Origin of the sequence: Atlantibacter sp., assembly GCF_032062175.1 — a bacterium.
Classification (GTDB): Bacteria; Pseudomonadota; Gammaproteobacteria; order Enterobacterales; family Enterobacteriaceae; genus Atlantibacter.
In genome coordinates this window covers 18,612-37,181 of sequence record NZ_DAMBQK010000021.1, presented here as the reverse complement: position 1 = coordinate 37,181, position 18,570 = coordinate 18,612, and the positions used below count along the sequence as shown (strand labels likewise).

The 18,570-nt window shown below is 59.4% G+C and carries 14 protein-coding genes; 6 read left to right on the top strand and 8 right to left on the bottom strand.

All coding sequences use genetic code 11. The annotated features are described in order from the left end of the window. Window positions 1-2 precede the first annotated feature (2 nt). Entirely contained in the window at window positions 3-680 is a 678-nt protein-coding gene (locus RT120_RS16875; protein ID WP_312984393.1) for a DUF1963 domain-containing protein, read from the top strand. Window positions 681-780: 100 nt separating this feature from the next. Here the strand turns inward: RT120_RS16875 and RT120_RS16870 are convergent, their stop codons facing one another. The 8 genes from RT120_RS16870 to RT120_RS16835 form a co-directional block, all read right to left on the bottom strand. Beyond that, the gene (locus RT120_RS16870) at window positions 781-2,199 is read right to left on the bottom strand and encodes an L-fucose/L-arabinose isomerase family protein (protein ID WP_312984391.1); all 1,419 of its coding nucleotides are present in this window, start codon (window positions 2,197-2,199) and stop codon (window positions 781-783) included. Between the two features lie 21 nt (window positions 2,200-2,220). Then, complete coding sequence (locus RT120_RS16865; RefSeq protein ID WP_312984388.1) at window positions 2,221-3,708, bottom strand: FGGY-family carbohydrate kinase; 1,488 nt, start codon at window positions 3,706-3,708, stop codon at window positions 2,221-2,223. A gap of 2 nt (window positions 3,709-3,710) precedes the next feature. Beyond that, on the bottom strand, window positions 3,711-4,655 hold the full coding sequence (locus RT120_RS16860) for a transketolase C-terminal domain-containing protein (RefSeq protein WP_312984387.1): 945 nt from the start codon (window positions 4,653-4,655) through the stop codon (window positions 3,711-3,713). Further along, complete coding sequence (locus tag RT120_RS16855; protein ID WP_312984385.1) at window positions 4,648-5,478, bottom strand: transketolase; 831 nt, start codon at window positions 5,476-5,478, stop codon at window positions 4,648-4,650. The genes RT120_RS16860 and RT120_RS16855 overlap by 8 nt, the downstream gene beginning before the upstream one ends. Window positions 5,479-5,565: 87 nt before the next feature. Next, the gene (locus RT120_RS16850; protein WP_312984383.1) at window positions 5,566-6,666 is read right to left on the bottom strand and encodes an ABC transporter permease; all 1,101 of its coding nucleotides are present in this window, start codon (window positions 6,664-6,666) and stop codon (window positions 5,566-5,568) included. A gap of 1 nt (window position 6,667) precedes the next feature. Then, complete coding sequence (locus RT120_RS16845; protein WP_312984381.1) at window positions 6,668-8,182, bottom strand: sugar ABC transporter ATP-binding protein; 1,515 nt, start codon at window positions 8,180-8,182, stop codon at window positions 6,668-6,670. Further along, window positions 8,182-8,775 carry a DUF2291 family protein gene (locus RT120_RS16840; RefSeq protein WP_312984379.1) on the bottom strand — a complete coding sequence of 198 codons (594 nt, stop codon included), beginning with the start codon at window positions 8,773-8,775 and terminating at the stop codon, window positions 8,182-8,184. The genes RT120_RS16845 and RT120_RS16840 overlap by 1 nt, the downstream gene beginning before the upstream one ends. Window positions 8,776-8,787: 12 nt before the next feature. After that, entirely contained in the window at window positions 8,788-9,729 is a 942-nt protein-coding gene (locus RT120_RS16835; RefSeq protein ID WP_312984376.1) for a D-ribose ABC transporter substrate-binding protein, read from the bottom strand. A 207-nt stretch (window positions 9,730-9,936) separates the two neighbouring features. On the opposite strand from RT120_RS16835, the gene RT120_RS16830 reads away from it, so the two are divergent. The 5 genes from RT120_RS16830 (at window position 9,937) to RT120_RS16810 (ending at window position 18,556) form a co-directional block, all read left to right on the top strand. Further along, window positions 9,937-10,881, top strand: a complete 945-nt coding sequence (locus RT120_RS16830) for a sugar-binding transcriptional regulator (protein ID WP_312984374.1) — start codon at window positions 9,937-9,939, stop codon at window positions 10,879-10,881. 197 nt (window positions 10,882-11,078) lie between these two features. Further along, a complete protein-coding gene (locus tag RT120_RS16825; protein WP_312984372.1) occupies window positions 11,079-12,182 on the top strand; it encodes a cobalamin-independent methionine synthase II family protein in 1,104 nt (367 codons plus the stop codon). 281 nt (window positions 12,183-12,463) lie between these two features. After that, window positions 12,464-14,245, top strand: coding sequence for an allophanate hydrolase (gene atzF, locus RT120_RS16820; RefSeq protein WP_312984369.1), 1,782 nt, complete (start codon window positions 12,464-12,466; stop codon window positions 14,243-14,245). A gap of 10 nt (window positions 14,246-14,255) precedes the next feature. Continuing rightward, window positions 14,256-17,873, top strand: coding sequence for an urea carboxylase (gene uca, locus RT120_RS16815; protein ID WP_312984367.1), 3,618 nt, complete (start codon window positions 14,256-14,258; stop codon window positions 17,871-17,873). Next, a complete protein-coding gene (locus tag RT120_RS16810) occupies window positions 17,873-18,556 on the top strand; it encodes a GntR family transcriptional regulator (protein WP_312984365.1) in 684 nt (227 codons plus the stop codon). Before uca ends, RT120_RS16810 begins: the two co-directional genes overlap by 1 nt. Window positions 18,557-18,570 lie beyond the last annotated feature (14 nt).

Here is an 18,570-nt window from a genome sequence, read left to right as displayed (position 1 = left end):
ATATGAAATCCAAAAGTGCGTTAGTTTTACAAGAACTCAGATCCCAATTACGTCCCGCCTCGGTGGCGCAAGTCGGGGGATTTCGCCCTACTGAAGACCCCATTACATCGTGGTTTTTGAAAGGTGTCTCTCTTCCTGGGGAAGGGTTGCCAGTCTGGAAGGGGCAACCGATGTTTCCGCTTCTTCAGATTCGTATAGACGAGCTTCCCGTGGTTCCTGAACAACTGAAGGATGTCGCATTGCTGGTGCTCTATCACAACTTAGAAAGCCATCCATTCGATAAACCTCATGGCGAGGGGTGGCTAATACGCGAATATGCCACCCTTGAGGGGCTGGAGTTATTGCCTGCAACAGACACTCCGTATCGCGCATTTCCGGTTCGATGGGTGAGCGTCAATGATGATGCTCCGGGATGGGAGGACGCGTGGGATATTATTGACCTTTCTGACGTAAATGATGATGAAGAAGCAAGCAACCGTTTCTTTGATGATTTTAACCGCTACAGGGGAACCAAGGTCGGAGGATATCCAACGGAGATACAACATGGTGCGGGGATTCAGGATTTTGTCTTTCAGGTGGGGTCAGAGGAAAAGGTAAACTGGATGTGGTCGGACAAGGGTATCGGCTACTTTCACAAGTCACCCGAGGGGATCTGGACGTTTTCGTGTCAGTTTTACTAGTCGTACACCGGCAGGTTTCCGCTCACCGTCGCCCCTCAACCCTCACAAAAAAAACCGCACACGGCCCTGCGCCGTATGCGGTTGCAGCGTTAATCAAAAATCAACGATGCCAGTAACAGCTAATCCCCAGATACTTATTAAACGCCTCCTGCAACACCGCGCCGGTGGCCGAGTGGTTCATCGCCACGTGGTGCTCGAAGCCGTTATTGCAAATCCACGCCAGCAGGTTTTCCAGGTGCGGCACTTCAATCACCGCGCGGCAGCCCACGGTGTCCAGCGCGTCGTCCACCGACTGGCCTTCGCCAACGTAGGCTTTGATCTCGCCGGTGAAATCATCCGATGACAAGCGGAAGTAGGTGAGCGGGCCGCTTTTTAGGCGACCGTGCACCGCGCCGCAGGTGTTCTCTTTACCCACGGTGGTGCCGATGATATCCGCAGTGCCCATCGCCGGGGATTCCAGGCTGGCGCTGGCGAAGTTGCCGCAGTGGAACAGCACGCATTTGTTACGATCGTCGCCGAAGTTGTTGTTCCAGTCGGCAATCGACGCCGGGTTCAGCGAGCAGCTCGCCAGGGCGTACATCGACAGCGCGCCCATCACGTCCACTTCGCAGGCGCTCGGCATCAGTTGTCCGGACATCACGCTCATGATCGAGCAGACGTTAATCCCGAGGTTTTCTTGCAGCGATGTCCAGCACTGAATGGCGGTGGTGTCGATATCGTTGGCCGTCACCCATTCGCTGATGACGACGAACAGTTTCGCCATCGTGACCAGTTTGTCCGCCGGAATGGCGCTGGCGTCGGCGTTATCCATCAGGATGCCGCGTTTTTCCTGGACGCGAATGTCATCGTCGCTGATGTGTTTGACGCGGGTGAAGATCTCCGACAGGTCGAGGGTTTCCACCGCCACGCCCATTTTTTCCAGCAGTTTTTCGCTGTAGCGCACGGTGTTAAAGCTCGCCGGACGCGCGCCAATTGCGCCGATGCGCACGCCTTTCATTGATGCCACCACCCGGCAGATTTGGGTAAAGCGTTGCAGATCGCCGGCGAAGACCTCGCTGGACAGGGCGCAAACGTGCTGGGTGGTCAGGGTAAACGGAATGCCGTACTGGCGCAGGTTGTTGCACAGGGAAATCTTGCCGCAGAAGCTGTCGCGGCGGGTGGCGAGGCCCATTTTATCGAGGTTGTCTTCTTCGGCCTGGATCAACACCGGCACGTTAAGGCCGGACAGGCGAAGGGCTTCCGCCACCGCTTTTTCATCGCCAAAGTTCGGTAGCAGTACCACCACGCCGTGGATCGGGTCGCGGTGCTTGCGGAACAGTTCGGCGCATACTTTGGCATCCTGGCGGGTTTCCACGCCGCCGAGGTAGGTTTCGCCATCTTTCAGCATCACGGTATTAATGCCGAGACGAGAAAACAGTGCTTCGGCCTGCTCGCGGGCTTCCGCCACCAGATAGCTGGGGAAGAATCCACGGTTACCGATAATTACGCCGAAGGTTAATTGATGTGGGATACGGGACATGGCATCACTCCAGTAAAAGGATTATTTGGGCTGAAAGCGGCAGCGGGCCACGGCTTCAAGCCACTGTTTATAGTTTTGTTGCATCTGTTGTTGCCGCGCGGGCTGCGGCGCAATTCGTTCGCCCTGGCTTGCCAGCGCGGCAGGCGTTTCATCCTGCCACCAGCCCAGCGCGTTGCCGGCCAGCAGCGCGGCACCCAGCGCCGAAACTTCGGCGGCGGGTTGAATAATTAACGGCCGTTGTAACACGTCGGCCTGCAACTGCATCAGCCAACGGTTTTGGGTGGCGGTGCCGTCGACGCACAGCGTTTCCAGCGGCTGACCGCAGGCCTGCTCCATAGCGAAAAACACATCGGCGATTTGATACACCACCGATTCCAGCGCGGCGCGGGCCAGTACCGCTGGCGTGGCGGCGTCGGTTAAACCGCTAATCGTGCCGCGCGCCTGAAGATCCCACCAGGGTGCGCCGAGTCCCGACAGCGCCGGGACGTAATAGACGCCCTGATTATCCGGCACCGACTGCGCCAGCGCGGTGAGTTCCGCCGGGTTGTGAATGCCGAGCATTCGCCCGAGCCAGGCCGCGCCGGAACCGGTATGGGTAATGTTGCCTTCCAGCGCGAAGGTGCGTTCGCCGTCGTGCCAGGCGAGGGTGGTGCTTAGGCGATTAGCCCTGGACACCGGTTCCGGTATCGAAAACATCAGCGACGACCCGGTGCCGTAAGTGGCTTTCACCACGTTGCCGCAGGCGCGGCGCTGGGCGTAGAGCGCCGCGTGGGAATCGCCGATTAACGACAGGATCGGTGTGCCGACCGGTACACCCGGAATAAACCCGACCTGCACTTCTCCGTGCAAACCGCTCGACGGCCGGACGTCCGCCAGCGCGGCGCGCGGGACGTTAAACAGGCCGAGCAGTTGCTGATCCCACTGGCCGTCATAAATATTGAATAGCTGGGTGCGGGCGGCGTTGGCGTAATCGGTAGTGAAAGCGCGCCCGCCGGTAAACTGCCAGTTCAGCCAGCTATCAAGGGTGCCGATGCACAGTTCACCGCGTTCGGCGCGCGCCACGCCGTCCGGCAACGCATCCAGCAGGGCGCTGATTTTTGCCGCCGGGAACAGCGGGTCCACCGGCAGCCCGGTAAGTTGGGTAATCAGCGCATCATGGCCTTGCGCCTGAAGTTCAGCGCAGCGCGCCTCCGAGCGGCGGTCCTGCCAGCTCACCACCGGGGTAAGCGGTTTACCGTCGGCGCGTTGCCAGATTAATACCGATTCACGCTGGTTGCTGATGGCGATCCCGGCAACCTGCACCGGGCCCGCCTGCTGTAAACAGCCGTTAATCGCATCATTCACCGCCTGCCAGATAGCCAGCGGGTCCTGTTCGGCGAGGCCGGGAGCCGGGTGGCGGATCTCCACCCCCACGCCGCAGCGCCCGACGATTTGCCCGTCGCGGTTGACCGCCACCGCTTTGGCGTTGGTTGTGCCCTCATCAATCGCGAGAATTATTGGGCTCGACATGGTTATGCTCCTTCACACAGCGCAGTGGCTTTGCGTACCACACCGGCGGCGTCAATACCGTGATGGGCACGCATATCCTTACGATCGGCGGCAATGGCATACCCGCCATCGGCAATGCCCAGCCGGGTCAGCGGGATGGCGCAGCCAGCTTCCGCCAGCACTTCCGCCACCAGGCTGCCGACGCCGCCGTTGACGTTGTGTTCTTCGACGGTAATCACCCGGCGGGATTTTTGCAGGGCAGCCAGCAGTTGCGCGGTATCGCAGGGGCGAATCGATGGCACATTGATCACCGCCGCATCGATGCCCTGGTCCGCCAGCGCGGCGGCGGCGCTGACGATTTCATGCACCGTTGAGCCCATCGCCACCAGCGCCACGTCCGCGCCTTCGCGCAGCACGTTAATCGCGCCAGGCGTAAAGCGATAGCTGGCGTCATGCAGTTCCGGCAGCGCTTTGCCGTCGAGGCGGATATACACCGGGCCGACGTGATCCAGCGCGTAATCGATAATCTGGCGGCACTCAACCGGGCAGGAGGGCGCGTAGATTTCGATATTGCCGAAGCCGCGCAGCACGGCGATGTCGTCGATACTGTGGTGGGTACTGGCCAGCGGGCCGTAGCTGGCCCCCGCGTTCAGACCGAACAGTTTGACGTTGCTGTTGTTGTAGCAAACGTCCACTTTGATCTGCTCGTTAGCGCGGGAGATCAAAAACGGCGCGGCGTTACAGGTGACGGCGATTTTACCGCCCATCGACAGGCCCACGGCGGTGCCCACCAGGGTTTGCTCGGCGATGCCGACGTTCACCAGACGGTCCGGGAACTGCTTAATAAACGGCGAGATTTTGGCCGTGGAGGTGGAGTCCGCCACCACCGGCACCAGGTCGACGCCGCGCTCAACCGCGTCGATAAACGCATTCACCATCACCGTTGCCAGATGTTCGCTATTACTCATCTTTCAGTTCCTCCAGAGCCAGTTCCACTTCGTCACCCTTCGGCACCCGGTGGTGCCACTCCGCGCGCCCCTGAATAAACGACACGCCCGCACCCTTGGTGGTATTGGCGATAATCACCTGCGGTTTGCCGCCCGGTTTCAGCCCTTCAATGGTGGTCACCACGTCCTGCATGTCGTTGCCGTTGCATTGGGTCACTTCCATGCCGAACGCGCGCCATTTTTCATCCAGCGGGTCGGTGTTGAGAATATCTTTGGTTAAACCCGCCAGCTGTAAGTTGTTTTTATCGTTAATAATGATCAGGTTATCGAGCTGGTAATGCGCCGCCACCAGCGCCGCTTCCCAGTTGCTGCCTTCCGCCAGTTCGCCGTCGCCGGTGACCACAAACACCCGGCGTGGGTTGTTGCTGCGTTTGGCCGCCAGGGCAATGCCCACCGCCACCGGTAATCCGTGGCCAAGCGCGCCAGTATTCAGCTCCACGCCCGGCGTTTTATGCTTCACCGGGTGGCCGGGCAGGTGAGAGTCGGCGTGCTGATAGGTCGACAGCCACTCCACCGGGATAAAACCGGCTTCCGCCAGCACGCAGTAATAGCCGCCTACCGCGTGGCCTTTGGACTGAATATAAATATCGCGCTGGTCGCTGTTCACTAATTCCGGCGAGCAGTTCATCACCCGGAAATAGAGCGCGGTGAGGATCTCAACCTGAGAGAGATCGGCCCCGGTATGCCCGCCTGCCGGGCTGTTAGCGTTAAGCTGAATGATGCGACGGCGCACCGCGCGGGCTTTCTTTTCCAGATCCGCAACCGACAATGAAAACGGATTCATAGGCTTACCTCTTGCATTAAAAATCATATATGAATATTTATTCGATAAGGGTAAAAAAAATCGCCTTTCGAACCAATCTGTGACGCGCTACGCTTTTGCGTTGCCTTCCATCGCGACTTTCTGGGCCACCACGGCGGCTTTTTGCTGCATCCGGTTTTGCATCTGGTCGATAATCACCGCCACGATAATCACGATGCCTTTGATCACCATCTGCCAGAACTCGCTGACGCCCATCATCACCAACCCATCGGCCAGGAAACCGATAACAAACGCGCCGACCAGGGTGCCGAGAATGGTGCCGCGTCCGCCGGCCAGTGAGGTTCCGCCGAGCACCACCGCGGCGATAGCGTTCATTTCAAACGCCGTACCGTTGGCCGGATGGCTTGCCACCAGTTGGGCGGAAACCACAATCCCGGCGATAGCGGCGCAGAAGCCGGAGAGGGTGTAGACCCAAATTTTTACCTGCTTCACTTTCACGCCGGACAGTTCGGCCGCGCGTTCGTTATCGCCGATGGCGTAGACATGGCGGCCAAACGGCAGGCGACGGGCCACGTAGGCAATGGCAATCGCCAACACAATCATCATCCAGATGGCCCAGGGCATACCGAGGAAGTTACCCGCGCCGATTTCATCAAAACCGGTGTTGCCCAACTGCGGGTTACCCGAGAGGCCGGGGAAGGTTTCGCCTCCTGAGGTCAGCATCGCCGCGCCGCGCAGCACGTACATGGTGCCGAGGGTGCAGATAAACGGAGCCACGTTATAACGGGTGATGATCCAGCCGTTGGTCGCGCCAATCAGCCCGCCAATCAGCAGCACTAACGGCACAATCACCCAGACGCTGGGGAAAATCGCGATGCCGAACATCGGCAGCACGATGCCTTTGGTGATAAGCCACCCGGCAACCATCCCGCACAGCCCGAGGGTCGCACCGATGGACAGGTCAATGCCCGCAGTGATAATCACAAAGGTGATGCCCAGCGCCAGGAAGGCGTTGATGGCGATGTGTTTAATCATGATCACCATACTGCCCATCGCGAGGAAGTCGGGCACCATGATGGAGAAAAAGCCGACTATCAAAAACAGCGCAATAAAGGTGCGCAGCTTCAACAGCAGCAGGAGGAGATTTTCCCGCGAACTGAATAGCGAGGCGGGTCTTGCGTTAAGCGCGACGGTCTCATTCGTTTTCATATCAGAACCCTTGTGCACTAGCGGAAACCAATGCCGACTCTTCGGCGTTTTCACGTGGAATATCAGCGGTCACTTTGCCGCCGGACATCACCAGGATGCGGTCCGACACCGCCATAATTTCTTTCAGGTCCGAGGTGGAGAACACCACCGCGATCCCCTGTTCAGAGAGCTGCACCATCATGCGGAATACGTCGGCTTTGGCGCCTACGTCGATACCGCGCGTGGGTTCATCCAGCAGCAATAGCTTGGGGTTGGTGAGCAGCGAACGGCCAATCACCACTTTTTGCTGGTTGCCGCCGCTCAGCGCCTGGATTTCGACTTCCGGCGAGGAGACCTTAATCGACAGGTTGCCGATGGTGGTTGCCACCACCTGTTCCTCATCGCGCCGGGAAATCGCGAAACCGCTCTGCAAGCGCCGCCACAGGCTGGCGATGGTCAAATTGCTGGCCACCGACGAGATCGGGAAGATACCGGTGCGTTTGCGGTCTTCCGGCACCAGGCTCATCCCCATGCGGATGCGCTCCGCCGTGGATAAACGCGGCGGCACCGGTTTGCTATCGAGCCACAGTTTGCCGAGGTAGTTGCGATTGGTGCCGAGCAGGCACTCAAACAGCTCGGTGCGCCCCGCGCCCATCAACCCGTAAATGCCGACGATTTCCCCGGCGCGAACGTTAAAGGTCACGTCGTCCACCACCGCATTGCCCGAGGCGTTGACGCAGGTGATGTGTTCCGCTTCCAGTACTGGCGCGCCAAACTCACGGCCCGGCGTCAGGAAGCTGGAAACCGGCTCGCTGCCGAGCATTTCGCGCACGATCCACGGCACGTCGATATCGCTCACCTGGGCTTCGGCCTGGAACTTGCCGTCGCGCAGAATGGTGATCACATCGCCGATCGCCATCAGCTCTTCCAGACGGTGAGAGATATAGATAATGGACACGCCCTGACGGGTCAGCTCGCGGATCACCCGGAACAGAATTTCCACTTCGGTTTTACTCAGCGCCGAGGTGGGTTCATCGAGGATCAAAATGTCCGCGTCTTCCGCCAGCGCTTTGGCGATTTCCACCAACTGCTGCTGGCCGACTTTCAGGTTCGCCACCTGCTCGTTTGGCGAGATCGGCTGGTCGAGGCGCTTCAGCAATTCCGCGCTGCGTTTAATCTGGGTGGCTTCGTCAATCGGCTTCAGCCCCTGTTGCAATTCGCGGCCCAGAAATATGTTTTCCGCCACGGTCAGGTTTTCAAACAGGTTGAGTTCCTGGTGCACCATGCCGATACCGTGGGCAGCGGCGTCGCGGGTATTGGCGAAATGCACCGGTTTGCCGTTGAGTTCAATGGTGCCGGAACTCGGCTGTTGTACGCCGGCGAGGATTTTCATCAGGGTGGATTTCCCCGCGCCGTTCTCGCCGATAATCACATTCACCTTGCCACGCCAGACGTTGTAATCGACGTTATCCAGCGCCACGGTGCCGGGGAACAGCATCGACACCCCACGGGTGCGCAAAACAATCGGATCCTGCATTATTTCGCTCCCTTTTGGATATCCAGCGCCACGGCGTCGGACAGCACGCCATCTTTCAGGTTGCCGGCGATCAGTATCGTCACCGGCTGCTGCTGCCAGGACGCGTCAACCGGCGGCAAGTGTTTCACCGCTTCGCGGTTATAGGCTTTGGAAAGCTGAGCAAACTGGACCTGGTTGGTGAAATCCTCAAATTTAAAACCGGCGGCGTCGCGCACCGCATTGCCTCTGATCAGCGGCCCAATCTGGACCTCCAGCGGCTTATTGTTCAGCGTCACGGTCACCGACCGTTCGCGTGGGTTGGTCAAATCGACTTTTTCGATGTTGCTGTGCAGGCGCACAAACACGCTTTGCGGCGTCGGGCTGTTTGGCAGCGTCGCGGCATCCAGCGCATGGTCGCGCGCCTGGGCGCTGACCCGGCTGTCCCATGTTTGTTGCGCTATCTGCGCGGGTGTCATGTTAGCGAAACTCGCTTTCGCGTTGGGATCTGGCGGAATGATCGGTTTACCATTCTCGTCCAGATCCACCACCCGGCAGGCAGTCAGCAACAGGGTACTGCAACACAACACGCCAATACCCCATTGTTTCAACGACATACAACCTCCGGCTTAGTTGCTCAGTTTGAAGGTATTCAGTTTGGATGCGTTGGAATCGTCAATCAGCACGCAGTCCATCAACTGTTTTTCCTGCTCTTGGGCTTTGCCGTTTTTCAGGTAGTAATCCGCCTGAACCACTGCCATTTGCGCCTGCTCCCAGCCCGGTTGCAGAACGGTGGCTTTGATGTTGCTGCCGGCTTTAATCGAATCGCGCACATAGTCGCTGCCGTCGAAGCCCACCACGATCACGTTGGTTTTACCCGCCGCTTTCAGCGCCGCTTCTGCGCCCAGCGCCATAGTGTCGTTACCGGAGATCACGCCAACGATATCCGGCTGGGTTTGCAGAATGGCTTCCATACGGTTAAAGGCTTCAGTCTGGCTCCAGTTGGCGGTCTGCTGGGCCACCATCTTCATATCCGGGTAGTCATCGAGGATGTCGTGATAGCCCTGGGAGCGCACGTGGGCGTTGGTATCCGACTGGCGGCCCAGCAGCTCAACGTACTTGCCTTTGCCGTCGAGCAGTTTGGCGAACTTCTCCGCACCCAACTGCGCGCCCTGATAGTTGTTGGACACAATCTGCGCTACAGCGACGCCGGTTTTGTTAATTTCCCGGTCAATCAGGAACGCCGGAACGCCAGCGGCTTTGGCTTTTTCCAGCGGGCCGACGGTGGCGTCCGCACCGGCGTTATCGAGAATAATCGCTTTGGCTTTACGGGCGATGGCGGTCTCAATCAACTGGTTCTGCTTGTTCACGTCATCATCATGAGAGGCCACCAGTGTGGTGTAGCCAAGCTCTTTGGCTTTAGCGGCAGCGCCGTCCGCTTCGGCTTTAAAGAACGGGTTGTCGTGTGAAGGGGTGATAATGGCAATCAGTCCATTGTCAGCGGCATAGAGGTTGGCAGAAGCCGCAAACAGCGCAGCCACTAATGATGCTTTCAGTAGGGTATGTTTCATTTTTATCTCCACATTGAATATATATTCAAACATGATTTATTATTCAATGTAACCATATGCCCCCGAAATTGATCTGTCTACGGTCAATTCAGCGAAATGATGAAAAGGCGAAAGCGATCACAATTTGTTCACTTATGGGTCAAAAGAGGGCGTTACTTGTTATTTATTCAGTCTTGAATAAAAATACAGAGGGACTCAGGAGGTGCTATGTCTAAACAGGATGAACAACGGCTGCTGGTGAAAATCGCCACGCTCTATTACGTCGATGGAATGAAACAATCTGAAATTGCTGGCCTTCTACAGCTTTCACAGTCATTTGTCTCGCGCGCCATCACCCGCTGCCAGAAAGAAGGGGTGGTGAAAATCAGCGTGATCCAACCGCCGAATATTTTTCTGTCGCTGGAGAACGCGCTGGAGCAGAAATACGGCATTCGCCAGGCGATTGTGGTGGACGTGGATGAACCGGCATCTTCCGCGCAAATCAAACATGCCATTGGTAGCGCCGCCGCGCATTACGTTGAAACGCGCCTGCGGCCTGACGATCTGGTGGGGATTTCCTCCTGGAGCAGCACCATTCGCGCCATGGTGGATGAACTGCATCCCCAGAGCATCAAAGCGCGCGGGGTGATCCAGTTGCTCGGCGGCGTCGGGCCGAACGGCAACGTGCAGGCGACCATCCTGACCCAGAATCTTGCGGCACAGTTGGGCTGCCGGGCCTGGTTATTACCTTCGCAAAGCATTGAGCATTCCGTGGAAGAACGCGCCCGGCTGGTGTCCAGCGACGACGTGGCGGAAGTGGTGCGCAAGTTCAGCGAAGTGGACGTGGCGATTCTGGGCATCGGCGATCTGGAACCGTCGCAATTGCTGAAAAACTCCGGCAACTACTATGGCGAAGCGATGCTGAAAACCCTGGCGGCGCGCGGCGCGGTGGGGGATATCTGCCTGCATTATTACAATGCCGAGGGCGAACCGGTGCTGAGCAAAGAAGAAGATCCGGTGATCGGCATGGAACTGAGCCAGGTGCGCAACTGCCCGCACGTGGTGGCGCTGGCGGGCGGCACTGAGAAGGTCAACGCCATTCGCGGGGCGCTGAAGGGCAACTACATTGACGTATTGATTACCGATTATCCTACCGCGCGCCAGCTTGCCTGATGTCTAATGGGCATCCGGTCGGGTGCCCTGAACCCTTTTCAACCCAACGTGAATTTTCCTCATGTGCGATGAATTTTCTTCGTTTGCACACGCCTCCGACGCATGACACTCTGAATGCATCTAGCCGTCCAGATGGCTAAAGCTTCATAATGCGAACAATCACCCTGGGCAATTATCTTCAGGGTCAAGGAGACACCATGCAACGCCAACTTCCCCCGTACCGCGCCGATGTCGTCGGCAGTTTTTTACGTCCTGACGCGATCAAAACCGCCCGCGAGCAGTTCGCCCGGGGCGAACTCAACGCGGCACAGCTACGCCAGGTTGAGAACGACGCTATCCGCGCCTGTGTGGAAGAGCAGTGCGCCTGCGGCCTGACGGTGGTCACCGACGGGGAATTCCGCCGCGCCTGGTGGCACCTCGATTTCTTTGCCGCGTTGCAGGGTGTGGCTCTGGTGGAAGTGAATCAGGGCATTCAGTTTTCCGGCATCCAGACCAAAGCGCAAAGCGTGCGCGTTACCGGCAAAGTGGCGTTCGGCGAGCATCCGATGCTGGAAGATTTCCGCTTCCTCAAAAGCGTCAGCGGCAGCGCCGAGCCAAAAATGACCATCCCCAGCCCGAGCGTGCTGCACTTCCGAGGCGGCGCGGCGGCCATTGACCGTAACGTCTACCCGAATCTGGATGACTATTTTGCCGATCTCGCCGTGACCTGGCGCGACGCCATCCGCGCGTTCTACGACGCGGGCTGTCGCTACCTGCAACTGGACGACACCGTCTGGGCCTATCTGTGTTCCGACGAGCAGCGCCAGCAGATCCGCGATCGCGGCGAAGACCCGGACCAGCTGGCGCAGATTTATGCCCGCGTGCTGAACCAGGCGCTGGAAGGCAAACCTGACGATCTGACCATCGGACTGCACGTTTGCCGGGGTAACTTCCGCTCCAGTTGGATTGCCGAAGGCGGCTACGAGCCGGTGGCTGAAGTGTTGTTCGGTACGGTTAACGTCGACGCGTTTTTCCTTGAGTATGATAACGACCGCTCCGGTGATTTCTCCCCGCTGCGCTTTATCCGTCCGGGCAAACAGCAGGTGGTACTGGGCTTAATCACCACCAAAAACGGCGAACTGGAAAATCGCGAGCAGATTAAAGCGCGGCTGAAAGAAGCCTCGCAGTATGTCGATCTTAACCAGGTATGCCTGAGCCCGCAGTGCGGTTTTGCCTCAACGGAAGAGGGCAACGCCATCACGCCTGCCGAGCAGTGGAATAAAGTGCGTCTGGTGACGGATATTGCGGCTGAAGTGTGGTAAATATCGGCATTTCTTATTACCGATAATCATCAGCCATCTTAAAAAGTGATATCCGCCGGTTAGTTCAGGCGGATATTGTTTTATTGCACGGCTTTAATGCAGTCTTGCACCAAATTATTCTCTGGACGTGCCTCTGGAAATCCGTAAAAGAAGAAAAATAATTTAATTAATTGATATTTAAGTGTTTATAAATATTGGCATTACAATTGCTTTATTCATTCCATCTTGTATACCAGTTGGGATGCCAGCCAATGATGCCTCTTTCTTCTTCGCCCGGTGTAATGACTGTCGATGAATGGAAACACTTCTGTTCGAACGCCGTCGATGCCCTGTCAGATATTTATCGCCAGCTTATAAATGGATTTAATAAACAGGATCCCGCCTGGATTTGCTGCGCCAGCGAGCAATTAATCGATTCGCAAATTGCGCAATTAACCGCCTGGCTGAAAGAGGGGAAAAGCCCCCACGATTTCGCGCTATGGGGTGTGCCGTTTGCGGTAAAAGACAATATCGACGTCGCCGGGTTTGAAACCACCGCTGCGTGTCCGGCCTTTGCGTATCTGCCGGAAAAAGACGCCACCGTGGTAGCAAAACTCAAAGCGGCGGGGGCAATTGTGGTGGGCAAAACCAACCTCGATCAGTTTGCTACCGGGCTGGTGGGAACCCGTTCGCCGTATGGCGCGGTCCCCAATACCTTTGATGCCCGCTACGTCAGCGGCGGCTCCAGTTCCGGTTCGGCCTCGGTGGTGGCGCGCGGGCTGGTGCCGTTTGCCCTCGGCACCGACACCGCCGGTTCAGGCCGGGTTCCGGCGGGCTTTAACAACATTGTGGGCCTGAAGCCGACCAAAGGCTGGTTCTCTGCGAGCGGCGTGGTGCCAGCCTGCCGTCTGAACGACACGGTTTCGGTGTTCGCGCTCACCGTTGATGATGCCGCTAACGTTGCCCGCATCGCCGCCGGGTTTGATGCAGAAGACGCGTATTCGCGCCGCAATCCCAATACCGCGCCCGCCCGCTTTAGCCCTAAGCCGCGCCTGGCGGTGCCGGACCGTCCTGAATTCTTTGGCGACCCATTAAGTGAAGCCGCCTTTGCCAAAAGCCTGACGCGCCTGGAAGCGCTGGGCGTCCAGTGCATCCCGATTGATTTCACGCCGTTCCGCCAGCTCGCCGAACAGCTTTACGCCGGGGCGTGGGTGGCAGAACGCACCGTGGCGGTGGGCGATACTCTGGCGCGTTTCCCGCAGGATATGGACCCAACGGTGCGCGGCATCGTCGAAGGCGGCAAGCGCTTCAGCGCCTGCGATGCCTGGCAGGCGGAATACACCCGCGCGGCGCTGGCCAGGGAAATCAATAGCGTGCTGGCGGGGTTCGATGCGCTGGTGGTTCCCACATCTCCCACCATCCACACCCTCGACGAGATGGCTGAGGAGCCGGTGCGCTACAACTCGCAGTTCGGCACCTACACCAATTTTACTAACCTCGCCGACCTCAGCGCGCTGGCGCTGCCGGGGGATTTTCGCGCCGACGGATTACCGGCAGGCATTACGTTGATCGCCCCGGCCTGGCACGATGCGGCGCTGGCGGATTTTGGTCGTCTCTGGCAACAGGCGCTGCCGCTGCCGTTAGGCGCAACCTCCAAAGCGTTACCCATCAGCACTCCGGTTGCCGCACAGGGTTTTGTCCGCCTGGCGGTAGTCGGTGCGCACCTGCGCGGCCAGCCGCTTAACTTCCAGCTCACCACCCGCAATGCCGTTTTTGTCGAGGAAACCACCACCGACGCCCGCTATCAGTTGTATGCCCTGGCGAACACCACGCCGCCAAAACCGGGCCTGGCGCGGGGCGAGCAGGGCCAGCCGATTGTGGTGGAACTGTGGGACGTGCCGCTGGCGCGCTTCGGTGAACTGGTGGCGGAAGTGCCTGCGCCGCTGGGCATCGGCTCAGTGACGCTGCACGACGGTCGACAGGTGAAAGGCTTTATTTGCGAGCCCTACGCCCTGGCCGACGCCACGGATATCACGTCATGGGGCGGCTGGAAAGCCTGGCTCGCCCGTCACCACAGCGCCTGAGGAGAACGCCATGTTTCAACGCGTACTGATTGCCAACCGTGGCGAGATCGCCTGCCGCGCCATTCGCACCCTCAACCGCATGGGCATTGAGAGCGTGGCGGTGTATTCCGACTGTGACCGCAATGCCCCGCACGTTGCCGATGCCACCTGGGCGATTGCCCTGGGCGGCGACAGCGCGCGGGACACCTATCTGGATATCGACAAGATCCTTGCGGCAGCGAAAAAGAGCGGCGCTGAGGCGATTTTCCCCGGCTACGGATTTCTTTCCGAGCGCGCCGAGTTCGCCGCTGCCTGCGAAATGGCAGGCATTACGTTTATCGGTCCCGACGCCTCGCAGATTGCCGACTTCGGCCAGAAGCACCGCGCCCGGGCGCTGGCGGCTCAGGCGGGTTTGCCGATGACGCCCGGCACCGGGCTATTGCAAAGCCTGGAAGAGGCCTGCGAACAGGCGGCGGAGGTGGGTTTCCCGCTGATGCTGAAAACCACGGCGGGCGGTGGCGGCATCGGCCTGATGCGCTGTGAAGATAGGGCGGCGCTGTGCGAGGCCTGGCAAACCGTCAAGCGCCAGGGGGCGCAGTTCTTCAGCGATGACGGCGTGTTTCTCGAGCGCTGCATTGACCGGGCGCGTCATCTTGAAGTGCAAATTTTCGGCGATGGCAAGGGCAAAGTCGTGGCCCTCGGCGAGCGCGACTGTTCGCTCCAGCGCCGCAACCAGAAGGTGCTGGAAGAAACCCCGGCGCCCAATTTGCCGCAGTCGACCCGGGAGGCGATGCTCAACGCCGCCGTGGCGCTGGGGGAATCGGTGAACTACCGCAGCGCAGGCACCGTGGAGTTTATCTACGAACCGGCGCAGGACGCGTTTTACTTTCTCGAGGTCAACACCCGTTTGCAGGTGGAGCATCCGGTGACCGAAATGGTCACGGGTCTTGATCTGATCGAATGCATGGTCAGGCTGGCGGCGGCGCAGCCGCTGGACTGGCAGGCGATGGCCCGTGCGCCAGGCGGCGCGGCGATTGAGGTGCGCGTGTACGCCGAAGATCCGCTGAAAAACTTTCAGCCCAGTCCCGGTGTGCTCACCGAGGTCTGCTTCCCGGACAACGTGCGGGTAGACGGCTGGGTCAGCACTGGCAGCGAGGTCAGCGCGTTTTACGATCCAATGATCGCCAAAATCATTGTTCACGGTCAGGATCGCCAGGATGCGCTGCTTAAGCTGCGCCGCGCGCTTGACGCCACCCGGCTATCCGGCATCGCCACCAACCTCGACTATTTACGCCAGTTGGCAGTGCTGCCGGAGTTTAAAGCCGGAGTGATGTGGACCCGGCTGCTGGACGAGGTGAGCTATCAGGCTCACGCCATCGAAGTGCTGGAGCCGGGCACCTGGAGTAGCGTGCAGGATTATCCGGGCCGACCGGGCTACTGGGATATCGGCGTCCCGCCGTCCGGGCCGATGGACGATCTGGCGTTTCAGCTTGCCAACCGCATCGTCGGTAACCATCCGAGCGCGGCGGGGCTGGAATTTACCCTTCAGGGGCCAACGCTGCGTTTTCACAGCGACGCGATTATCGCCCTGACCGGCGCCAGTTGCCCGGCGCTTCTGGACAATCAACCGGTGGCCTACTGGCAGCCTGTTATCGTCAAAGCCGGGCAAACCCTGTCGCTGGGCCGCGCCACCCGCGGTTGCCGCACCTATCTGGCGGTGCGTAACGGCATCGACGTGCCGCTGTACCTCGGTAGCCGCTCGACCTTTGCCCTCGGGCAGTTTGGCGGCCACGCCGGACGCACCCTGAAGGTGGCCGACATCCTGGCGATTTCGCGCCCGGAACTGGCGGCCTGCACCACGCCCGCGCCGATTGCGCTGCCGCAAATGCCGGAACCGGCGCTGATCCCGAGCTACGGCGAGTCGTGGGAAATCGGCGTACTGTACGGGCCGCACGGCGCGCCGGATTTCTTTACCCCCGAATCGATGGAGACGTTTTTCGCCACCGAGTGGGAGGTGCATTACAACTCTAACCGCCTCGGCGTGCGCCTGAGTGGCCCGAAGCCGGAATGGGCTCGGGCGGACGGCGGTGAAGCGGGCCTGCATCCGTCCAACGTCCACGACTGTGAATACGCCATTGGCGCGATTAACTTTACCGGCGATTTCCCGGTGATTTTAACCCGCGATGGCCCGAGCCTCGGCGGTTTCGTGTGTCCGGTGACCATCGCCAAAGCCGAATTGTGGAAGGTCGGCCAGGTGAAACCCGGCGACAAAATTCGCTTCCACCCGGTGAGCTTCGCCTGGGCGCAGTCTCTGGAGCTGGCGCACCAGGTGGCCGTCACCAACCTGTGCGCCGCCAGTACCCTGCCGGATATTCCGGTGTCGATTGCGCCGGGCATGACCCGCAGCGCGGCGATCCTCGCCCAGTGGGAAGCCGACGCCTCGCGTCCGGCGGTGGTGTGGCGGCAGGCCGGAGACAGTTACATCCTGATCGAATACGGCGAAAATGTGCTGGATCTGGCGCTGCGCTTGCGGGTGCATCTGCTGATGGCGGCGATACGCCAGGCAAATATCGCGGGCGTAGAAGAACTCTCTCCCGGCGTGCGTTCGCTACAGGTGCGCTACGACGGGCAGCATATTTCTCAGTCCCAGTTGATGGCGCTGCTCCTGCACCTTGAAGCGTCGCTGGGTGACGTGGCGACATTGAAAATCCCGTCGCGTATCGTCCATCTGCCGATAGCCTTTGAAGACAGCGCGACCCTGGCGGCGGTGGAACGTTATCAGCAAACGGTGCGGCCGGATGCGCCGTGGCTACCGAATAACGTCGATTTTATCGCCCGGGCCAATGGCCTGAGCGACCGCGACGAGGTGCTGCGGATCATCGCCGACGCCCGCTATTTAATCCTCGGTCTGGGGGACGTTTATCTCGGCGCGCCGTGCGCGGTGCCAATCGACCCGCGTCATCGCCTGCTGAGTTCGAAATACAACCCGGCGCGCACCTGGACCGCCGAAGGCACCGTCGGCATCGGCGGGATGTACATGTGTATCTACGGCATGGATTCCCCCGGCGGCTACCAACTGGTGGGGCGCACGCTGCCTATCTGGAACAAATTCCTGCGCAACGGTCAGTTTGGCGACGAGCCGTGGCTGCTGAAATTCTTTGACCAGGTGCGTTTTTACCCGGTCAGCGAAGCCGAGTTAACCGAATTCCGTGAAGCCTTCCGGGAAGGGCGCGCAGAGGTGCGTATTGAGGAAAGCGAGTTTGATTTTGCCGCTTATCAACAGTTTTTGGCGAGCAACGCTGCCGATATCGCCACGTTCCGCGAGCGGCAACAGAGGGCGTTTAGCGAGGAAGTCGCGCGCTGGCAATATGAAGAAAGTGACAGTGTCACGAGCATTGCCCACATCGACACAGACGACAACCCCCATCAGGGCCAGCGGGTGAACGCCGATCTCAACGGCAACATCTGGAAAATCCTCGTTGAGCCAGGCCAGTGCGTGAAGCAGGGCGAACCGCTGATCGTGGTTGAAGCGATGAAAATGGAACTGATGGTCTGCGCCCCGAACGACGGCACGGTGACTGCGATTGGCTGCCAGCAGGGCCGTCCGGTTGGCCCCGGCGACGCACTGCTGTGGCTGGCGGCCAGTTAATGAGCATGTTCGCGCAGGAAGGCATCGCCGGACGGGTTTATCAGCACGTTAAACAGGCGATTTTCGATTTCCAACTGCTGCCGGGGGACCGGTTTAGCGAATCGGATATCGCTACCCGGGTAGGCGTCAGCCGCACGCCGGTGCGCCAGGCGCTGTATGCCCTTGAACAGGAAGGCTATCTCGACGTGCAACCGCGCAGCGGCTGGCAGGTGAAGCCGGTGGACTTCGACGCGCTGGAAGCCTTTTACGACTTAAGGGTGGTGCTGGAAAGCGAAGCGGTGCGGCGCTTATGCCAGCGGCCGGCAGGCGATATGCCTGCCTCGCTCCAGGCGCTGGTGAGCTTCTGGATAGATTCTCCCGCGCTGGCGGAGGGCAGCGACGTCGCGCCCTGGGATGAAGCCTTTCATATGACGCTGGTAAGCGCCGCCGGGAACCCGGAAATGGCGCGGGTACACCGCGAAGTGACCGAAAAAATACGCATCGTGCGGCGCCTCGATTTCACCCAGGCACCGCGCGTGGCGGCAACGTACGCCGAGCATAGCGCCATCTTGCTCGCCATTATCCACCGCGACGTAGAGGAGGCGTGTGACCGACTGACCGCGCATATCGTACAAAGCCAGAAAGAGGTTCGCAAAATTACGCTTCATATGCTGCAACAGGCGCGGCAGGAGAAGTGTCGTTAACCCTAATCACACAG